The organism is Mesorhizobium sp. P170090 (assembly GCF_057786115.1).
The window spans coordinates 5,343,581-5,360,586 of record NZ_JBYNWH010000001.1 but is presented as its reverse complement, the minus strand read 5'-3'; the positions used below and the strand labels follow the sequence as shown (position 1 = coordinate 5,360,586).

Genomic DNA, 17,006 nt, shown 5'->3' with positions numbered 1-17,006 from the left:
AACGCTCCGATCGCAGTCAAAGAGGCACTGCCGATGTTCTTGTCGGCGATGCTCTTGTCGGTTGCGAAGGCGGTCAGCGAGCTTGAGTTTCATGGCGTTCCGAACCTGTTGCGGGGCAGTTAATGGGCATGGTGCTCGGCATTCCGCTTGCGTGTTGCCGCTGCCTTCTTTGCCGATTCCGATCGGCTTGCGGCTGACCGTGAAGCCGATGCCTTGCCGCCGCTTTTCCCACCCTTGTGGGCCGCGGGGTGTCCGGTGTGTTTACCACGACCCGAGCCGCCTTCTTTCTTGCCGCCGCCATCGTCCTTGTTGACGGTCGCCCATGCCCGGCGCTCGGATTCCTTCTCGGAAACACCGCGCTTCTCATAGCCCGCGGCAATGTGGTCGGCTTTGCGTTCCTGTTTGTCACTGTATTTCGATTTGTCGCCTCGTGGCATGGTCGTTCTCCTGGCTCAATGATGTTTGAACGGGATGCCGGCGGGAGAGTTCCAAGCGGAAATTCAGAAAACTGAAAACGCGGGCGAGGATTTCGACCAACGCGGAGCGCTATTGCTCCGGAGCCGTGGCGGGTGCCGTGCAGCGGCGGCCCACGGCACCGATCACGCGTTTCTTGAAGCGACCGAGCACGGCAAGCGTCTCCCTGGAGACGACGTCGTCGCGTGCCGTCTACTCGGTAGCCCAATGCAATGAAATACGTTCCGCGACCTCAGTAGCCACCGACCACCGGCAGGATCTCTCCCGTGATGTAACTCGAGCAATGCGACGAGGCGAGGAACACGTAAGCCGGGGCAAGTTCTTCCGGTTGCGCTGGCCGTTTCATCGGCGTATCCGCGCCGAATTTCGAGACGTCGTCGGCTTCCTTGTCCGAAGGGTTGAGCGGCGTCCACACCGGACCTGGCGCGACCGCGTTTACCCGGATGCCCTTGCCGATCAGATTGCCCGAAAGCGCTCGCGCGAAGGCATGAATGCCGCCCTTGGTCATCGAATAGTCAACCAGTTGCTTGGAACCGTCGATGCCGGTCACCGAACCGGTATTGATGATCGCGGAGCCCGGCTCCATGTGCGGCACGCTCTCCTGCGCCATATGAAAATAGCCGTAAAGATTGGTCTTCAGCGTCGTGTCGAAATGTTCCTCGGTCAGGTCGTTGAAGTCACTGGAATGGATTTGGAAAGCGGCGTTGTTGACCAGCACGTCGATCCTGCCGAATTTTTCGACCGTCAGCGCCACGGCGTTGCGGCAATGCTCGCGTTCACTGACATCGGCTTTTATCAGTATGCAACGCCGGCCTTCCTTTTCGACGGCGTTTTTGGTCGCTTCGGCGTCCCTGTCTTCACTCAAGTATACGATCGCAATGTCGGCGCCCTCGCGGGCGAACAAGACTGCCACCGAACGGCCGATGCCGGAATCACCACCCGTGATAAGCGCTACCTTGTCATCGAGTTTTTTCGATCCGAGGTAGTAAGGCGCATCGTAGAGCGGAGCGGGCTCGATCGCCCATTCATGCCCCGGTTTGGGTTGATGCTGCTCGGGAAAAGGTGGCTCGGGATATTTGCGAGCGCCGGCTTGCATCGCTTGTTGCATTTTGCCATTGCTCTTCGTCTCGTCTTTGGCGTCGATACCACGCTGGATATGGCGTTGCTTGGCGGCTTCGGCTGAAGTCTGCGACTTAGTCTGCATGGCTTTCTCCTGTGCTCGGAGAACGAACAACGCATGCCGGGCAAAAAAGTTTGCGCAAATATCTCGATCCCGAAAGGGCTCGCCATTGCGAACAGCCTGCGAGGGGCGTGGAGCATTGGTCGTCAATGAGATCGGAATTGCCATGCCGGCGGCGTTCAGACAAACACCACATTCATTACCCGCTCAAAGCACGCTTTTTTCAGAACCATAGGGTTTGGCAATGCGGACCATGCCTTTCGTCCGAAGGCGCTGGTATAAATAGAAAATCGTCATCAAGCCGATTGCTGTTCCAGCACCAAGACACAGCGCGAGCAATAGTTCTGCACCGACACGAAACGCAAGCAGAGTAACGCCCGCCGCAGCGACGATGGCATTTATGAATGCGATCATAGTCGCTGCGGTGGTCAGGTACGCCAGGAGAGGCCCAGTACGAAGAGAAGGTTCGGCGTCATTTTCGGGCCAGCGACCGAATTCCTTGGAAAACTGGAAGGCAGCCTCGTCGCCCAAAGTTCGATAGTAGGCTCTGATCCGGGCAATGCCGATATGGGCCTGCATGTTCTCAGCGGCGATGTCGACCAACCTCAAGACGGTAAAGGCACCCAGTAAAAAGACCGATGGCAGCACAACCGCGACAAACGGCAGGAAGAACTCGGAGGACTGCGTAACAAAGCCCGTTGCCACCAGAGCGCTCGACAGAGACATAATGTAGATGGTCGTTCGCGACGCCATTTCACTTATGGACGTGCTGATCGCTGTCTGCTGCACGAAATGCTCTGTCGTCAGGGCCGCGAGAAACGAAGCATCGGGTGTCGGCGTGTCAGCCATGGAGTATGCTCCTGTCGGGTCGACCTGAGTTTTTCTTCGATATAGTGCTTGCGAGGCTGGCCGCCACTGGATGCTCCCGACGCCTGACCCATGCCGGTTTTATTGTGCCATATCCAGCGAGCCCGCATCAGCGATCAGAAAGGGCCGATCATGTGGTCAGCAGATGCTGGCCATATCGCAGGCGAAATGTCTGCCGTGGTCAATCCGTATGGCCTCCTGTTGGGGATCCGGGTCGAAGCGCATTCGCGGCGGTTGCAGTTGGGGGCGGTTCCGCGGCGGCGCTGATGCGAGTTCGCGCATTCGTGGCAGCGGCCTCGAAACGAATTCGGTCCCTAGGCCGGCAACGCAAATTCACCGGCAAGTTCAATGGTGCGGGCTTGCGGGCCGACTTTTCGGTGGCGAAGCCCATGACCACGGTCCACCAAACTCATAAATCAGCAGCCCGGATCCTGCCTACTGCGGTATCTCCAGGCCCTGCCGCAATCCTGTCGCGACGACTGAGACCCTGAATTTTCCGGCGAGTGCCCGGTCGAATATGGCGCCGACGATGATGTCGGCGTCGGCGTCGACCTCCTCGCGGATGCGGGTGGCAGCCTCATCGACTTCGAACAGCGTCATGTCCATGCCGCCCGAGATCGAGACCAGGACGCCCTTGGCGCCGATCATCGAGGCTTCGTCGAGAAGTGGGTTTGCTATCGCCGCTTCGGCGGCCTTCCTGGCGCGGTCCTCGCCCGTGGCTTCCCCGGTACCCATCATTGCGCGGCCCATGTCGCGCATCACCGACTTCACGTCGGCGAAGTCGAGATTGATCAGCCCCTCCTTGACGATGAGATCGGTTATGCAGCCGACGCCGGAATAAAGGACGCGATCAGCCATGGCGAAGGCGTCCGCGAAAGTCGTCTTTGCGTCGGCGATCCTGAAGAGGTTCTGGTTCGGAATAACGATCACGGTATCGGCGCATTCGCGAAGCTGCTCGATGCCCTCTTCGGCGGCTTGCATGCGGCGCTTCCCTTCGAAGGTGAACGGCTTGGTGACGACCGCCACCGTCAGGATGCCGGCTGCCCGTGCAGCGTTCGCTATGACGGGCGCGGCACCGGTTCCAGTTCCGCCTCCCATGCCGGCGGTCACGAAGCACATATGGGTTCCCGCTAGGTGGTCCCTGATCTCGTCGATCGATTCCTCGGCTGCCGCGCGGCCGACCGCCGGCAGCGACCCGGCGCCCAGGCCTTCCGTGACATGGGCACCCAGCTGGATCAGCCGCGATGCTTTCGACATGGTCAGTGCCTGGGCATCGGTGTTGGCGACGATGAACTCCGCACCCTGCAGATTTTCGGCAATCATGTTGTTGACCGCGTTGCCGCCGCCACCGCCGACACCAATAACGGTTATCTTCGGCCGCATTTCCGAGATGACGGGCCTTGCCGCGGTGCTCATCGTCTTGTCTCCTTGGAATTGATCGACAAAAAAGTTCCCGGAACGCGCCGCTTGAACACGCCAGGTGCAAGAATCACGTTCTATCGCTTGGCACAGGGAATCAGAGGGTGAACTTTGCGGCAAGACAAGATGTGGGACTTGTACCATATGCGCCTGAATGAGCCGACCTTTTGAACGGGTCTCCAGTTCAATCTTCCGGAATCGGCTCGGATTCTGGCCAGCGAAAATCCACAATCTCCGGGATCCAACCCCTCCAAGCTTCACGCGCCCGCCTCACGCGCCAGAACCTTGAGAATCTGGCGGCCGATCGACGCCTGACGCTTAGCGGATCGGCATCTTGCCGCGAAACAGCGGCTGATGGGCCCGCATCAGAGCGGCAATCCGGTCGGCAATCTTTCGTACCGGCGGGGAGTGGCGTTCCTCATGGTGGGTGACGATCCACTGGTCGGTTTCGAGTTCTGGGATAGGATGAGCGACGCGAACCAGCCGCGGATCGCTGTCACCGACGAAGCACGGAAAGATCGAAAGGCCGGCGCCTGCGGCCACCAATTCGCGCACTGAATGGGTGTTGTTGCCGCGCACGGCGATGCGATCGCCGTGATGGGCTTGCAGCCAGCGCGCCGAGGCAATGTTTGCCCCTTCGCCGGTGACGCCGACGAACAACCCGGCGGCGATGCCGTTGATCAGGTGGCGTCCGGAATAGATGGCATACGCGACCTTGCCGCTCTGACGGCCGGCCAGCCACTGTTCGGTCGGGCGCTCGCTGCGGATGCCGATATCGGCGGCGCGGCGACCTATGTCGACCCGGTCGGTGGTGGTGACGAGTTCGACCCTGATGCCGTCATCGACCGTCCAGATTTCGCCGATATGGCCCGAAACGAAGGCCGAGGTCCATGGCCCGGCCGAGACGCGGACAATGCGGTCGGGCAGGTTTCCCTCGCGCCAGCGGGTCAGCGACTGCATTGCTGCCTCGACGTCTTCGGCGCGCCGCAGCAGTTCTTCACCAATCGGGGTTAGCCGGTAGCCGGTCTGCTGCCGTACGAACAGCGCTTCACCGATCTGCTTTTCGAGCGCGGTGACGCGTCGTCCGAGTGTGGCTGCGCTGAGGCGCGTGGTTGCCGTAGCCGCGCTCAGGCCACCCAGCCGCGCAACGTCGAGAAACAACCTCAGATCGTCCCAGCCAATATCCATTTTGCAGAAATGAAAAACTCCTTGCGACCGTGGCTGTAGCGCGAAGCGGCCATCACGCGCAAGTATATAGGCATTGGAAGCGTTTGATAATTCTGCCCTGGCGGGAAAATGACAGGCACCTCGGTTGGCCAGGCAGTCAGCGCAATCCGTTCGATCGTGCATACGCTTTGCGCGATTGCTTTGCGTTTTCGACCAATCCAAGAGCGTGGGTATCCCGCTCGCCAAGGAGACGATCATGTTGCATGAACTTCGACACCGTTTCGCCTGCTGGCTTGCCTATCGCCAGACGATCGCGAGCTTGAGGCGGCTTCCAGACAGCATATTGGCGGATGCGGGCCTTTCTCGCGAAGAGCTCCGCGAGCGTGCCCGCGACGCCGGCCTGCGTCGCTGAGATTGGAGGCGGGCATGCAGAGAATGGAGCCGGCGGCGAGAAGCAATCAGGCGTCGTCTCCTCACTGCTGAGCTGCGGCTGAATGCGCCAATACGGGTGCCACGCTTGATGCCGCCGCAGTTTCGCTCCACATCGTGAGGGATGAAGACCGAGAAATCCGAGCGGCGGCGGACTTTGCTGTGGGCCTTGCCCGCATCGCTGGTCCTGCATGCGCTCATCACCGCGTTCCTGGTCTATGGCCTGCCCGTTCCTGCCCAGCAGCCGCAGGAGGAGCAACCTATCAATGTCGCACTCGTGCCGCCGCCCGAACCACCAAAGCCGAAACCCGAAGCCAAAAGTCAGCCTGAAAAGAAGGTCGAAAAGTCGGTACCGGACAACCTGCCGTCAGAGAAAGTCCTGAAGCCTGCATTCCAGTTCGGTGACAAAGACACCGGCCCCAGGAAATCGCTGGATGGGAGAAGCGCTCAGGACCAAGCGTCGTCCACCGCCAAGGACAGCGAGCCCAAGCCGGCTGCCACGCCAACCGATGCGGAGAGCAGATCTGAACCGACGCCCGACGCTGCAAAGCCGGCGGAGCCAGCCAGCATCGATGAGAAGCCGGAAGCTGACACACAGGAGGCGGGAGCTCCTGACGCCGACAGGCACGAATCGGCCGCTGCAATACCTTCGGCTGATGATGGCGGTGAGATCGAGCTTCCTGCGTCGGCTCAGGCGCCTGAGGCCAGACCCGACACTGCACCGAAACCCAGCCCGGCGAAGGCCGCGAAGCCGCCGCGCGCAAAGGCCGCAGAGCCAAACCCCACGGCCAACTCACTAGCGTATGCGGGGCTTCCGGGTGTTCGCAAGCTTTTTTCAAAAGGCGCTACCGGCGATCCCTTCGCAACGAACTCGATGGCCGACGTGCCACGGGGGCAACGCGTAGCCGACCTTTGCTCCAATCTTCTGGGTCAGCAACTGAACGACGCCGCTTATCGCCCCGTATTGCTCCCAAGCATTCCACTAGAGGTCGGCAATCTTCTGGACGCCCCGGATACCGCTTTTCGTACCGCGACGACTTGGTATCATGTGCGCTTTCACTGTGGGATCGACACCAATGCGACGCATGTGACGTCCTTCACCTTCCGTATCGGAGCCGCCGCTTCACCCGAGGAAAGCGTTTTTCTGGATCGGGAGGCCCGTCGGCAGGGTTTTCGAGTGGGACCAGGCATGTAGCCGAAGGCAAGGGTCTCAAAACCCACGTATTGCGGGCAACAATCACCTCTTGAACGGCTGCATGCCGAATGCCGTTGCTGCCGGGCCTCAGCCCTTCACTGGATTGGCTTTGCGCCACTCCTCATATTCGCCGCGAGCATCGTCGTGCAGCGGATAGTAGCGCTGCAGCGGGGCGCCCTGCATGAGCTTCTCGCGCGAGAACTCCTCCCAATCGTGATGTTTTTTCGATTCTTCAATTACCTTTGCCGCCATTGCGACGGGAAGCACAACCGCCCCGTCGTCGTCTGCGATGATAATGTCGCCCGGGATCACCGTGACACCACCACAGGCTATCGGAACGTTGACGGCGTTCGGGTAGATGCTGGTTTGCACATGGTAGTTGGGCGTCCAGCCGCGCAGCCATAGGGGCAGATCGAGCTTCTCGACATTGGGCCGGTCGCGCATGCAGCCGTCGATTACGATGCCCGCGCCGCCTCTGCCCTTGAAATAGGTCGACATCATATCGCCGAAGACGCCCGAGCTCATGTCACCGCGCGCGTCGACGACGACCACATCGCCTTCCTGCGCGTGATAGAGCACGTGCCGGTGCAGTTGCGTTTCCGGGTCGGCGTATTCTCCCTCGCTGAAGAGGTCCGGCCGCTGCGGCAGGAACTGCAGCGTCAGCGCCGGCCCGACGATCGACTTCCCATGGTTCTGCGCCACCGGACCGACCATGTGAGGATTGCGGAAACCCATGTGGCCCAGCGTGCCGGCAACCGTCGCGGCGCCGATTTCCCTCAGGGCGTCAATGAGGTCTTTGGACGGTCGCGTGATGTCAGGGATATGCGTCATTGTGGACTCCGGTTGAGATGGAACTACCAGTTCGTAACAGACCCGTCCCGGCGCCTGAGGTGAGGCGCTTCCCAGAAACGAAAAGCCTCCGCCTGGACCGCCGCTTCGTTGACCTCGACGCCGAGGCCCGGCAGGTCGCTGACCGGATAGTCGGCACCGTCGAGCCGTGGCTGCACGGGGAAGAAGTCGGAATTGTCGAAGCCCAGCTTCGTCTCGGGTTCCCTGGTCTCGAGCCACGCGAAGTTGGGTACGGCGGCGGCGAGATGCAGGGTCGCGGCCGTGCACACCGGACCAAGCGGATTGTGCGGCATCAGGTCGACATAGTGCGCCTCGCTCCAGCCGGCGACTTTCATCGCCTCGGTGAGCCCGCCGACATTGCAGACATCGAGACGGTTGAACTGATGGATGCCGCGCTCGATGTAGGGCAGGAACTGCCACTTGCTGGCAAATTCCTCGCCGATGGCAAAGGGAATGTCGGTCATCCTGCGCAGGGATTCGTAGGCTTCAGGTGTCTCGTCGCGGATCGGCTCCTCGAGAAAATCAAGCACGCCGCGGCCGAGCTTGTTGCAGAAGCTCGCCGCCTCTGCCACCGACAGCCGATGATGATAGTCGATGCCGAGAACGACGTCGTCGCCAAGCGCCTCGCGCGCCTTGTTCAGCATGCTCGCGGTAGCGCCGATCGACTCGCGGGGTTCGAAGATGTCCCTGCTGCTTTGCCCTGCGGGGAAGAAGCGGATCGCCTGCCACCCCCGTGCGCGCAGCTCCCGGGCTCGTTCGATGGCGACGTCGCCCTCGGCCTCGTCTCCGGTCGAGGCGAAGGTGGGGATGCAGTCGCGCTGCTTGCCGCCCAGCAGTTCGTAGACAGGCACCCCCAGCGCCTTGCCCTTGATGTCGTGCAGGGCGATGTCGATGGCGGAAATCGCCGCCTGCAGAACGCGCCCGCCCTCGAAGTACTGGCTGCGATATGCCTCCTGCCAGATCCGCCCGATCTGCATCGGGTCGCGGCCGATGAGAAACTCGCGATAATGCTCGACCGCGCCGGCAACGGCCTTTTCGCGCCCGCTCAAGCCGCTCTCGCCCCAGCCGAAGACGCCCTGGTCGGTCTCGATCTTGACGAGCATCTGATTACGCGTTCCAACCCATACAGGATAGGGTTTGATCGCGGTGATCTTAAGCTTTTCAGTCATCCCCAACGTTCCCAATGAACCCCGTCTTGTCTCAGCCGGCCTTGAGGGCCAGTTCAGTTTCGCCATCGAACAGATGCAGCCGCTCCTGGTCGAACTCGAGCCAGATCTGCTCGTCAGGTGCGACGACGATGTTGGGGGACACGCTGATGTTGACGATGGCGCCTGACAGCAACGCCTGCACGAAGGTGACATCTCCGGTCGGCTCCACTGTATAGGCCCTGGCCGGGACGCTGCCTGGCACCGCGCTCTTGTGGAGCCTGATGGTCGAGTGACGTGCGCCGAGCACGACTTTCCTCGACGTTGCCTTCGCAACCTTCCGGGCGTTGAGCGGCGAGAGCTCAAGGCTCCAGCCCTCCGCGCCGGTCAACGCAGTGTTGCCGTTTGCTGTCGATGCCTCCAGTGGAACAAGGCTCATCGCCGGGCTGCCGATGAAGCTGGCGACGAACATGTTCACCGGATGGGCAAAGACCTGCGCCGGAGAATCGTATTGCAACAGGTAGCCGCCGTTCATCACCGCCATCTTGTCGGCCATGGTCACGGCTTCGAGCTGGTCGTGCGTGACATAGATGATGGTCGCCTTGAGGTCCTGGTGGAAGCGCTTGATCTCCGAGCGCATCTGGACGCGCAGTTTGGCGTCGAGGTTGGAGAGCGGCTCGTCCATGAGGAAAACGGCAGGGTCGCGGACGAGGGCGCGCCCCAAGGCGACACGTTGCTGCTGCCCGCCTGAAAGTTCGCGCGGCTTGCGCTCGAGAAGGTGCGTCATGTCGAGCACGCGCGCCGCTTCCTTGACCTTCCTGTCGATCTCGTCCCTGGGCAGCTTGCGCATCTGCAGCGGGAACGCCAGGTTCTTGTAGACCGATTTCTGCGGGTAGAGCGCGTAGTTCTGGAACACCATCGCGATGTCCCGGTCCTTGGGGTCGAGGTCGTTGACCACGCGGTCGCCGATGACGATGTCGCCCGATGTGACCGGGATCAATCCCGCGACAAGATTGAGCGTGGTTGTCTTGCCGCAGCCCGAAGGGCCGACGAGCGCAACGAACTCGCCGTCATTGACCGTCAGCGAAACGTCGTTGACAGCTTTGAAGCCGCCATAGGTCTTGACGAGATCTCTCAGGACCACGTGGGCCATCGGCAACTCCCTACGGCATGATGCCGAAAAGTGTGAAGCGGTTTTCGGACGACATCATGCTCTATCTCTTTGATTTAGAGGCGGATTCAGATTTCAGGTCGAACAGACCTGAAATCATCCGGCTCTAGTGTTTGACCGCGCCTTCTGTAAGGGCGCGTACGAAGTATCGTTGCAGGAGGAGGAACAGCACCACGACGGGCACGCTCATCATGAAGCTGGCCGCCATCAGGCCCGGAAAGTCCGTCGTATTCTCCGAGAAGAAACGCTGTATGCCGACCGGCAGGGTCAACTGCTCGTTCTTGGAAAGGAAGGTGTAGGCATAGATGTACTCGTTCCAGGCGCCAATGAAGGAATAGATCGCGGTGGCGATGATTCCGGGCGTCGAGAGAGGCATCACGATCAGGATGAAGGCCTGGAACCGGGTCGCCCCATCGATCCGCGCCGCCTGCTCGAGCTGCACCGGAATGTTGTCGTAAAAGCCCTTGAGCAGCCAGATCGCCAGCGGCAGGCCGAAGGTGAGATAGGTGAGAATGAGCGAGCCATGCGTGTTCACCAAACCGATCGCGCGCATCAGGATGAAGAGGGGCACGAGAAAGATCACCGCCGGGAACATGTTGCGCAAAAGCACGGTGAAGAACAGGAAGTTTCGACCGGGGAAACGAAAGCGCGAAAACGCGTAGGCAGCAGGAACGGCCACGATCACCGAAAGGATTGTGGTGACCGTCGACACGTAGAGGCTATTCCAGAAAAAACGCAGGAAGTCCTGACCGACGCTGTTTTGCGGATCGAGCAGCTTCTGGTAGCTGGCCAGGGTAGGCTCTTCCGGCCACCATTGCGGCGGGAACTGCATCGCCGCGAAGCCGGACTTGATCGATGTGATCAGCATCCAGATCATCGGCAACGCGGTGTAAAGCAGCATGAACACGAGGAAGATGCGCCCGGCCCACCGCCATCCGTCGATGCGCATGCGGCGCCGGGCCGGACCTCGAGGAGCTGTTTCGACAATCGTGCTCATGCGCCGCCCTCCTTGCGCTCGTTGCCGGCCAGCGCACGAACGTAGAAGTAGCCCAGCACCATCAGCATGAGGAACAGGAGCACCGAATAGGCCGATGCGACGCCCCATCGCTGCCGGCCGAAGGCGAGCTCATAAATGTGGGTGATCCAGATGTGCGAAGCGTTCGACGGCCCACCACCGGTCATGATCCACGGGATGATGAAGGAATTGAAATTGGCCACTGCGAGCAGCAGGATCGTCACCGTCGAGACGTTGCGCAGATGCGGGAAGGTGACGTGCCAGAAACGCTGCCATGCATTGGCCCCGTCGACTTCCGCGGCGCGCAGCAACTGGTCGGGGACCGTCTGCAAGCCGGCCATCATCATGATCATGGCAAACGGAAACTCGCGCCAGATGTTGACGACGATCAAGGAGGGCAGCACCGTGCTGACGTTGTCGATGAAGTTCGGCGGCCGGTCTGCCAATCCGAGGCCGACCACCACCGCGCCGATGATGCCGAAGTCCGAATGGTAGATCCACTTCCAGATATAGGAGGCGGCAACCGCGCTGATGACCCAGGGAATGATCAGGATAGCGCGCAGGACACCCCGGCCGATAAACTCGCGGTGGAGGGCCAGCGCGGCGGCAAATCCCAAGGCAAAGGCAACGAAGGTAGATGCGATCGTCCAGATCAGGGTGTTCAAGGTGACTTTCCAGAACACCTGACTGGTGAGGATGGCCGTGTAGTTGTCCAATCCGATGAAGGTCTTGTCGCGGAGCTGCAGGCCAGGCGGCGTCTTAAAGAACGACAGCTCGACCGTGTAGTAGATCGGATAGGCGATGACGATGAGCATCACGGCGATCGCTGGAAGCACGTAAGCGTAGTCGGCGCGATGCTCCCAGATATTCCGCAGCACGCCGGAGCTACCTGGTTGCAATCTTCGGCGAGCCTCGGCCTTGCCGGTCACGATCGTCACGATGGCGTGCCCTTGTTGTTCGGAGCAAACCGGCTGCACGCACTATCGGCACAGCCGGTCGGATCGCAGGTCAGGCCCGGACTAGAGTCCGTCCATCAGGTTCTTCACCTTCTCGGCCGCGTCATCCGCTGCCTGGTCGACGGTCATCGCTCCGGTCAGGGCGTTCTGCAGCATGTCCGGGACGATGATATTCATGATCTCGGGGGATTGCGGCAGCGCCGGGAACGGAATGCCGTATGGCAACATCGAGGTCGTGACATCGAGGAACTTGATGTTGTCCAGACGTTCCTTCATCCATTTGGTCTTGAAGCCGTTGAGGTTGCCCGGGTTCGAGCCGGCATACGCCATCTTCAGCGACCATTCAGGGCTCGTCCACATGCAGATGATGGCCTTTGCAGCCGGCTCGTCCACCTTGCCGCCCTCGACATATTCGGGCTTCAGGATGTGAATGTTCGAGCCGCCAAACACGACGGCGCGCTTGCCGTCGGGGCCGGTCGGAATCAGGCCATAGCGCATGTTGTCGATGACGGTCTGCGCCTTGTCCTTGTCGGCGCCCGTTGCCTTCTTCTGCAGGTCGAGCATGACGTTATAGTCGGACGGGTGCGAGACCATCATGCCGAGTTGGCCGGCGACGAACAGGGGCTGGTTATCGGCCTGCTGGTTGGTGAGGGCCGAAACCGGAACCGACTTGTCGCGAACATACATGTCGTAGGAGGCTTGCAACGCCGCCTTGCTTTGCGGGCTATTGAGTTCGACCTCCTTATAGGTCGGGTTCGCGGAGGCTTCGTCGAAGACACCGCCGCCATAGGCCCATAGCTGCGGCATGAAGCGGTACGGCGTGTTGCCGGCGTTCTTTCGCGCCACCAGGCCGTAGCCGGCAATGCCAAGCTTGTCATGGATCTGCTTGGAATATTTGACGACGTCGTCCCAGGTCGCCGGAGCCTTGTCCGGATCGAGGCCAGCGCGTTTGAAGATGTCGGCGTTCCAGATGAACGCCATCGTCTCATTGTTGGTGGGAATGCCGTAGGTCACGCCATCCCATGTCACCGCCTTCATGGCGCCGGGCCAGAAATCCTCTGTGGGATAGCCCACATCTTCCGGCTTGAGCGGCTGCAGATAACCCTTCGAGGCGAACTCGGTTCCACCCAGGATTTGCAGGCGGACCGCCATCGGCGCCGCATTGCCGAGCAGCGCCGTGCGGAATTTGTCGAGAAGGTCGTTGTAGGTGAGGGCCTGATCCTCGAGCTGGATGTTCGGATAGGTCTTGCGGAAGGTCTCGAAGAAATCCTTGTAGTACTGGCGCAGGAGATCGGGGTCGCCCTCGAACACACCCTGATACCAGAACGTCAGTCGCCCCTTGTAGTCGAGCGGAGTGACCTTGCCGCAATCGGCGGCCGTGTCGAAATCCTGTGTGCCGGCGATGGAGCGCACATATTCCGGCGACCACTTGCTCAAATCGACCGGCGGCGAACCCAGCGCCGATCCCGACATGAGCGACGCCATCAAAGCAGTGGCGACAGTGCCGCGCAGGACGGCACCGCCGAGTGTAATCCTCGTCATAGTATCCTCCCAGATTCTCCCATGCCGCTGTGCGCCAAGGGGCTCGTCCGACCGTGCGGGATGCGTCCTTCTGCTCAATGTATCCCTTCGATCATCTGGTACGTTTTCAGATCGTGGATTGCCTGTCAACGCACCCGATCGTACATTGTTTGCAAAACGCGTGTATGATATCGAGCATGCGATGTACTAATCGGGGGAGCCGGCTTTGGCCGAAACAAGTGATTTCAAAGCAGAGCCACCCGTGGGGATTGATCCCATCGGGGCGTCCAGCGAGGGCGCCTCGCTTTATGAGCTGATCCGGGAAGACATCATCGAGGGACGGCTCGCCGCCAACGAACGGCTTGTGGTCACCGATCTCGCCCGGCGTCACGGCACCTCGACCAACCCCGTACGCGAGGCGCTGCAGCTGTTGCGAGGGGAGGGCTTCGTCACCTTTGTCGCCAACCGTGGCGCGCGCGTCCGGCCCATCGACCAGGATTTTGTCCGGGATATCTACGAGATCGGCGTCCTGATCGAGCCGGCCCTGACGCGATGGTTCGTGAATATGGCGACCGGCGAGGACATCGCCGAACTCGAACGCATCCAGGCTCTGATCGAAGAGAACAACTTCACCGACACATTGCGGCACAGTGAACTTGATACCGCCTTCCACACCGTAATGTACCAGCGCCACTACAACCGCCATGCCGCCGAGCTTTGGTGGAAGCATCGCGAAGTGCTGCGGGCGGTGAGCCGGCGTTTCAATTTCACGCTCGCGCGGCGGGCCGCCATCCTGCGTGAACACCGCGAGCTCATCGCGCATATCAAAGCGGGAAATGCCGACGAGGCGGCCGAGCTCATTGCCCGCCATGTCGAGGGCTCCGGCCGGCACGTTCTCGAACAGATGCGTGCGCGCAACGCCGCTCGGGCCGGATAGAACTTCCAGCCCAGAAAATCATTGGTCCGGCCATCAGACAGAGGTAGTTGAGAGATGAAAATCACGAGCGTTCGGCCGTGGCTGATCAAGTCCGATGCTTCCTATTGGGGAGAGTTCCTGTTCGTCGAGGTGACGACCGACGAAGGGGTGAGTGGCTGGGGGGAAATCACCACCACCACAAGGCTCGCCAACCGCGCGCTGTGCACGATCCTGCGGCAGATCGGTGTTGCCGTCACAGGTGAGGATCCGGCGCGCATCGAGCATCTCTGGCACAAGATTTTCCGCAGCTTCACCTATATGGGTAGCCGCGGCGCCGCAGTCGAATGCGTGAGCGCTATCGACATAGCGCTCTGGGACATTCGCGGCAAAGTTCTAGGCAAGCCGATCTACGAGCTGCTGGGCGGACCGGTGCGCGATGAAATCGCGCTCTATACCCATCCCAACCAGGCCAAGTTTACCAGCAAGGAGGCTGTGGTCCGCGAAATTCGAGACATCGTCGAATCCGGACACACCGGGCTGAAGTTCGATCCTTTCCCCCACCAGGGCCGCATCGCCGATGGCTTGGCGCGCGAACAGCGGGACGGCTACCTCGATGGCGGCATGACCCGCAAGGACGAGCGCGAGGCTGCCGAACTGACGGCTTTGATCCGCGAAACGGCGGGGCCCGATGTCGACATTCTCATCGACGCGCATGGCCGCTTCGATGTACCCACCGCCATTCGCCTCTGCCGAAGCCTCGAGGAAGCCGGCCAGATCGACTGGTTCGAGGAGCCTTGCCCGCCCGAGAGCCTCAATGCCCTCAAGCAGGTGCGTGAGAAGGTCAGCGCCGCCATCTCGTGGGGCGAGCGCGGCCACACCAAGTGGGATTTCGTGCCGGTGCTCGAGAACAGGCTTGCGGACTACATCATGCCGGACGTTACCTGGACCGGCGGCATTACTGAACTGAAGAAGATTTCCGCCCTGTGCGAAGCCTACTATATCCCGGTCTCGCCCCATGACGCCGCGGGACCGATCAACGTGGTTGCGGGAGCGCAGGTGATGATGACGGTTCCCAACTTCTACAAGCTCGAAACGTCGGAGTGGAACCTCGATAAATACAATCACCTGATCGACAGACCGCTCGAGGTTTCGAACGGCAGTCTCAAGCTCACGTCGAAGCCGGGCCTGGGCGTCGAGATGAACCGCGACTACCTGCAGGCCCACGAGATAGAGCTTGGCTAGCAACGCTTGTGCCGGCCGGGCGTGCGGGGCGCCACCAATCAGAACGAGGATCAGCCATGGCAAAGACGGGTAGCGCCGGCGAGGCGCTCAATCGGGTAAATACGAACTCCAGGCCGAGCGACCTGCGCATCACCGACCTGCGCGTCGCCGAGATCGTCGGCGCACCGTTCACCTCCGCGCTGATCAAGATCTACACCAACCAGGGCATTGTCGGCCTGGGCGAAGTGCGCGACGGCGCCAGCGCGACCTATGCGCTGATGCTGAAGAGCCGGTTGCTGGGCGAGAACCCTTGCGACGTCGACCGGCTGTTCCGGCGCATCAAGCAATTTGGTGGCCATGGACGGCAAGGTGGCGGCGTCTCGGCAGTCGAGATCGCGCTTTGGGACCTCGCCGGCAAGGCGTACGGCGTGCCGATCTACCAGATGCTGGGCGGGCGGTTTCGCGACAAGGTGCGTGTCTATTGCGATACCGACGCGGACAAGCCCAGCGGCACGGAGACCGGAAAGCGGCTCAAGGCGCGGATGGATCTCGGTTTCACCTTCCTCAAGATGGACCTCGGGCTGGCGCAGATCTCCCATATCCCGGGCGCAGTGGTGGCGCCGGCCGGCGTGCTCGACGGTTTCCGCAGCCATGCCGCTCGCGGCCCGGCACGCACGCTGGACGAGCGCCGGGCGCGTAATGCCGCCTATGATGCGCAAAACGTGCCGCATCCCTTCACCGGCCTCCACTTCACCGAAAAGGGCATCGACCTGCTCGACCAATATATCCACGAGGTCCGCGAGGTGATCGGCTACGAGGTTCCGCTCGCCATCGACCATGTCGGCCACATCTCGCTGCAGGACGGCATCCGTCTGGCCCGGCGGATCGAGAAATACGCACCGGCCTGGCTCGAGGACGTGATCCCCTGGCAGTACACCGAGCAGTATCGGCAGTTGCAGCAGGCGACGTCGGTGCCGATCTGCACCGGTGAGGACATCTACCTCAAGGAAGCATTCGAGCCGCTGCTCAATTCAGGCATCTCGGTCATCCACCCGGACTTGCTGACCACCGGCGGCATCCTCGAGACCAAGAAGATCGGCGACGCGGCGCAGGAGCATGGCGTCGCCATGGCCATTCACATGGCGGAAAGCCCGATCGCGGCAATGGCCGCCGCGCATGTCGCGGTAGCGACGGAAAACTTCATGGCGCTCGAATATCACAGCGTCGAAGTCGACTGGTGGGACGACATCGTCACCGGCCTGCCCAAGCCGCTGGTCAAGGACGGGTTCATCACCGTGCCCGACAAGCCTGGTCTGGGCATCGACGACATCGTCGACGAAGTGATCAGCCAGCACCTGCAGCCCGGCGTCACCGACATCTGGCAACCGACCGATCACTGGGACGACGAATATTCCTGGGACCGCACCTGGAGCTGACTTTACACTTCTCTCCTCGGAGGGAGAGGTGAACAGAAGGATGGA

At 61.1% G+C, this 17,006-nt stretch carries 16 protein-coding genes; 5 read left to right on the top strand and 11 right to left on the bottom strand.

Features of this window, described 5'->3' with window-relative positions; genetic code table 11:
- Positions 1–119 precede the first annotated feature (119 nt).
- The 5 genes from AC3EML_RS25890 to AC3EML_RS25870 all read right to left on the bottom strand — a co-directional run bounded on the left by AC3EML_RS25890 (position 120) and on the right by AC3EML_RS25870 (position 5,128).
- Entirely contained in the window at positions 120–437 is a 318-nt protein-coding gene (locus AC3EML_RS25890; RefSeq protein WP_023687854.1) for a hypothetical protein, read from the bottom strand.
- 269 nt (positions 438–706) lie between these two features.
- Positions 707–1,678, bottom strand: coding sequence for an SDR family oxidoreductase (locus tag AC3EML_RS25885; protein ID WP_352521552.1), 972 nt, complete (start codon positions 1,676–1,678; stop codon positions 707–709).
- Positions 1,679–1,861: 183 nt separating this feature from the next.
- On the bottom strand, positions 1,862–2,503 hold the full coding sequence (locus tag AC3EML_RS25880; RefSeq protein WP_023702102.1) for a hypothetical protein: 642 nt from the start codon (positions 2,501–2,503) through the stop codon (positions 1,862–1,864).
- A 453-nt stretch (positions 2,504–2,956) separates the two neighbouring features.
- On the bottom strand, positions 2,957–3,937 hold the full coding sequence (gene ftsZ / locus AC3EML_RS25875; protein ID WP_023702103.1) for a cell division protein FtsZ: 981 nt from the start codon (positions 3,935–3,937) through the stop codon (positions 2,957–2,959).
- Positions 3,938–4,258: 321 nt separating this feature from the next.
- Positions 4,259–5,128 carry a LysR family transcriptional regulator gene (locus AC3EML_RS25870; RefSeq protein ID WP_352521510.1) on the bottom strand — a complete coding sequence of 290 codons (870 nt, stop codon included), beginning with the start codon at positions 5,126–5,128 and terminating at the stop codon, positions 4,259–4,261.
- Positions 5,129–5,363: 235 nt separating this feature from the next.
- On the opposite strand from AC3EML_RS25870, the gene AC3EML_RS25865 reads away from it, so the two are divergent.
- Both AC3EML_RS25865 and AC3EML_RS25860 read left to right on the top strand, forming a co-directional pair.
- Complete coding sequence (locus AC3EML_RS25865) at positions 5,364–5,519, top strand: YjiS-like domain-containing protein (protein WP_352521511.1); 156 nt, start codon at positions 5,364–5,366, stop codon at positions 5,517–5,519.
- Positions 5,520–5,660: 141 nt separating this feature from the next.
- Complete coding sequence (locus AC3EML_RS25860; protein ID WP_352521512.1) at positions 5,661–6,731, top strand: DUF930 domain-containing protein; 1,071 nt, start codon at positions 5,661–5,663, stop codon at positions 6,729–6,731.
- Positions 6,732–6,818: 87 nt separating this feature from the next.
- Here AC3EML_RS25860 and AC3EML_RS25855 read toward each other — a convergent pair whose 3' ends face one another.
- From AC3EML_RS25855 to AC3EML_RS25830, 6 genes are all read right to left on the bottom strand, one after another.
- The gene (locus tag AC3EML_RS25855) at positions 6,819–7,562 is read right to left on the bottom strand and encodes a ribonuclease activity regulator RraA (protein ID WP_023681186.1); all 744 of its coding nucleotides are present in this window, start codon (positions 7,560–7,562) and stop codon (positions 6,819–6,821) included.
- 23 nt (positions 7,563–7,585) lie between these two features.
- Positions 7,586–8,749, bottom strand: coding sequence for a mandelate racemase/muconate lactonizing enzyme family protein (locus tag AC3EML_RS25850; RefSeq protein WP_352521513.1), 1,164 nt, complete (start codon positions 8,747–8,749; stop codon positions 7,586–7,588).
- A gap of 31 nt (positions 8,750–8,780) precedes the next feature.
- Positions 8,781–9,878, bottom strand: a complete 1,098-nt coding sequence (locus AC3EML_RS25845; RefSeq protein ID WP_023733178.1) for an ABC transporter ATP-binding protein — start codon at positions 9,876–9,878, stop codon at positions 8,781–8,783.
- Between the two features lie 124 nt (positions 9,879–10,002).
- Positions 10,003–10,893: a carbohydrate ABC transporter permease gene (locus tag AC3EML_RS25840; protein ID WP_023681190.1), complete on the bottom strand. Its 891-nt coding sequence runs from the start codon at positions 10,891–10,893 to the stop codon at positions 10,003–10,005.
- Positions 10,890–11,849: a carbohydrate ABC transporter permease gene (locus AC3EML_RS25835; protein WP_352521514.1), complete on the bottom strand. Its 960-nt coding sequence runs from the start codon at positions 11,847–11,849 to the stop codon at positions 10,890–10,892. Before AC3EML_RS25835 ends, AC3EML_RS25840 begins: the two co-directional genes overlap by 4 nt.
- Positions 11,850–11,930: 81 nt before the next feature.
- On the bottom strand, positions 11,931–13,409 hold the full coding sequence (locus AC3EML_RS25830) for an ABC transporter substrate-binding protein (protein ID WP_023668101.1): 1,479 nt from the start codon (positions 13,407–13,409) through the stop codon (positions 11,931–11,933).
- Between the two features lie 205 nt (positions 13,410–13,614).
- Here AC3EML_RS25830 and AC3EML_RS25825 point away from each other — a divergent pair, with 205 nt between their 5' ends.
- Genes AC3EML_RS25825 through AC3EML_RS25815 form a run of 3 tightly spaced genes read left to right on the top strand, consistent with a single transcriptional unit; the run spans position 13,615 to position 16,961 of the window.
- On the top strand, positions 13,615–14,325 hold the full coding sequence (locus AC3EML_RS25825) for a GntR family transcriptional regulator (RefSeq protein WP_352521516.1): 711 nt from the start codon (positions 13,615–13,617) through the stop codon (positions 14,323–14,325).
- Between the two features lie 54 nt (positions 14,326–14,379).
- A complete protein-coding gene (locus tag AC3EML_RS25820; RefSeq protein WP_352521517.1) occupies positions 14,380–15,546 on the top strand; it encodes a mandelate racemase/muconate lactonizing enzyme family protein in 1,167 nt (388 codons plus the stop codon).
- A 56-nt stretch (positions 15,547–15,602) separates the two neighbouring features.
- A complete protein-coding gene (locus AC3EML_RS25815; RefSeq protein ID WP_352521518.1) occupies positions 15,603–16,961 on the top strand; it encodes a mandelate racemase/muconate lactonizing enzyme family protein in 1,359 nt (452 codons plus the stop codon).
- Positions 16,962–17,006 lie beyond the last annotated feature (45 nt).

Excerpts from the sequence above, each read along its gene's own strand:
- AC3EML_RS25890 (WP_023687854.1), bottom strand. The coding sequence starts at position 437 with ATGCCACGAGGCGACAAATCGAAATACAGTGACAAACAGGAACGCAAA.
- AC3EML_RS25885 (WP_352521552.1), bottom strand. The coding sequence starts at position 1,678 with ATGCAGACTAAGTCGCAGACTTCAGCCGAAGCCGCCAAGCAACGCCAT.
- AC3EML_RS25880 (WP_023702102.1), bottom strand. The coding sequence starts at position 2,503 with ATGGCTGACACGCCGACACCCGATGCTTCGTTTCTCGCGGCCCTGACG.
- ftsZ (WP_023702103.1), bottom strand. The coding sequence starts at position 3,937 with ATGAGCACCGCGGCAAGGCCCGTCATCTCGGAAATGCGGCCGAAGATA.
- AC3EML_RS25870 (WP_352521510.1), bottom strand. The coding sequence starts at position 5,128 with ATGGATATTGGCTGGGACGATCTGAGGTTGTTTCTCGACGTTGCGCGG.
- AC3EML_RS25865 (WP_352521511.1), top strand. The coding sequence starts at position 5,364 with ATGTTGCATGAACTTCGACACCGTTTCGCCTGCTGGCTTGCCTATCGC.
- AC3EML_RS25860 (WP_352521512.1), top strand. The coding sequence starts at position 5,661 with ATGAAGACCGAGAAATCCGAGCGGCGGCGGACTTTGCTGTGGGCCTTG.
- AC3EML_RS25855 (WP_023681186.1), bottom strand. The coding sequence starts at position 7,562 with ATGACGCATATCCCTGACATCACGCGACCGTCCAAAGACCTCATTGAC.
- AC3EML_RS25850 (WP_352521513.1), bottom strand. The coding sequence starts at position 8,749 with ATGACTGAAAAGCTTAAGATCACCGCGATCAAACCCTATCCTGTATGG.
- AC3EML_RS25845 (WP_023733178.1), bottom strand. The coding sequence starts at position 9,878 with ATGGCCCACGTGGTCCTGAGAGATCTCGTCAAGACCTATGGCGGCTTC.
- AC3EML_RS25840 (WP_023681190.1), bottom strand. The coding sequence starts at position 10,893 with ATGAGCACGATTGTCGAAACAGCTCCTCGAGGTCCGGCCCGGCGCCGC.
- AC3EML_RS25830 (WP_023668101.1), bottom strand. The coding sequence starts at position 13,409 with ATGACGAGGATTACACTCGGCGGTGCCGTCCTGCGCGGCACTGTCGCC.
- AC3EML_RS25820 (WP_352521517.1), top strand. The coding sequence starts at position 14,380 with ATGAAAATCACGAGCGTTCGGCCGTGGCTGATCAAGTCCGATGCTTCC.
- AC3EML_RS25815 (WP_352521518.1), top strand. The coding sequence starts at position 15,603 with ATGGCAAAGACGGGTAGCGCCGGCGAGGCGCTCAATCGGGTAAATACG.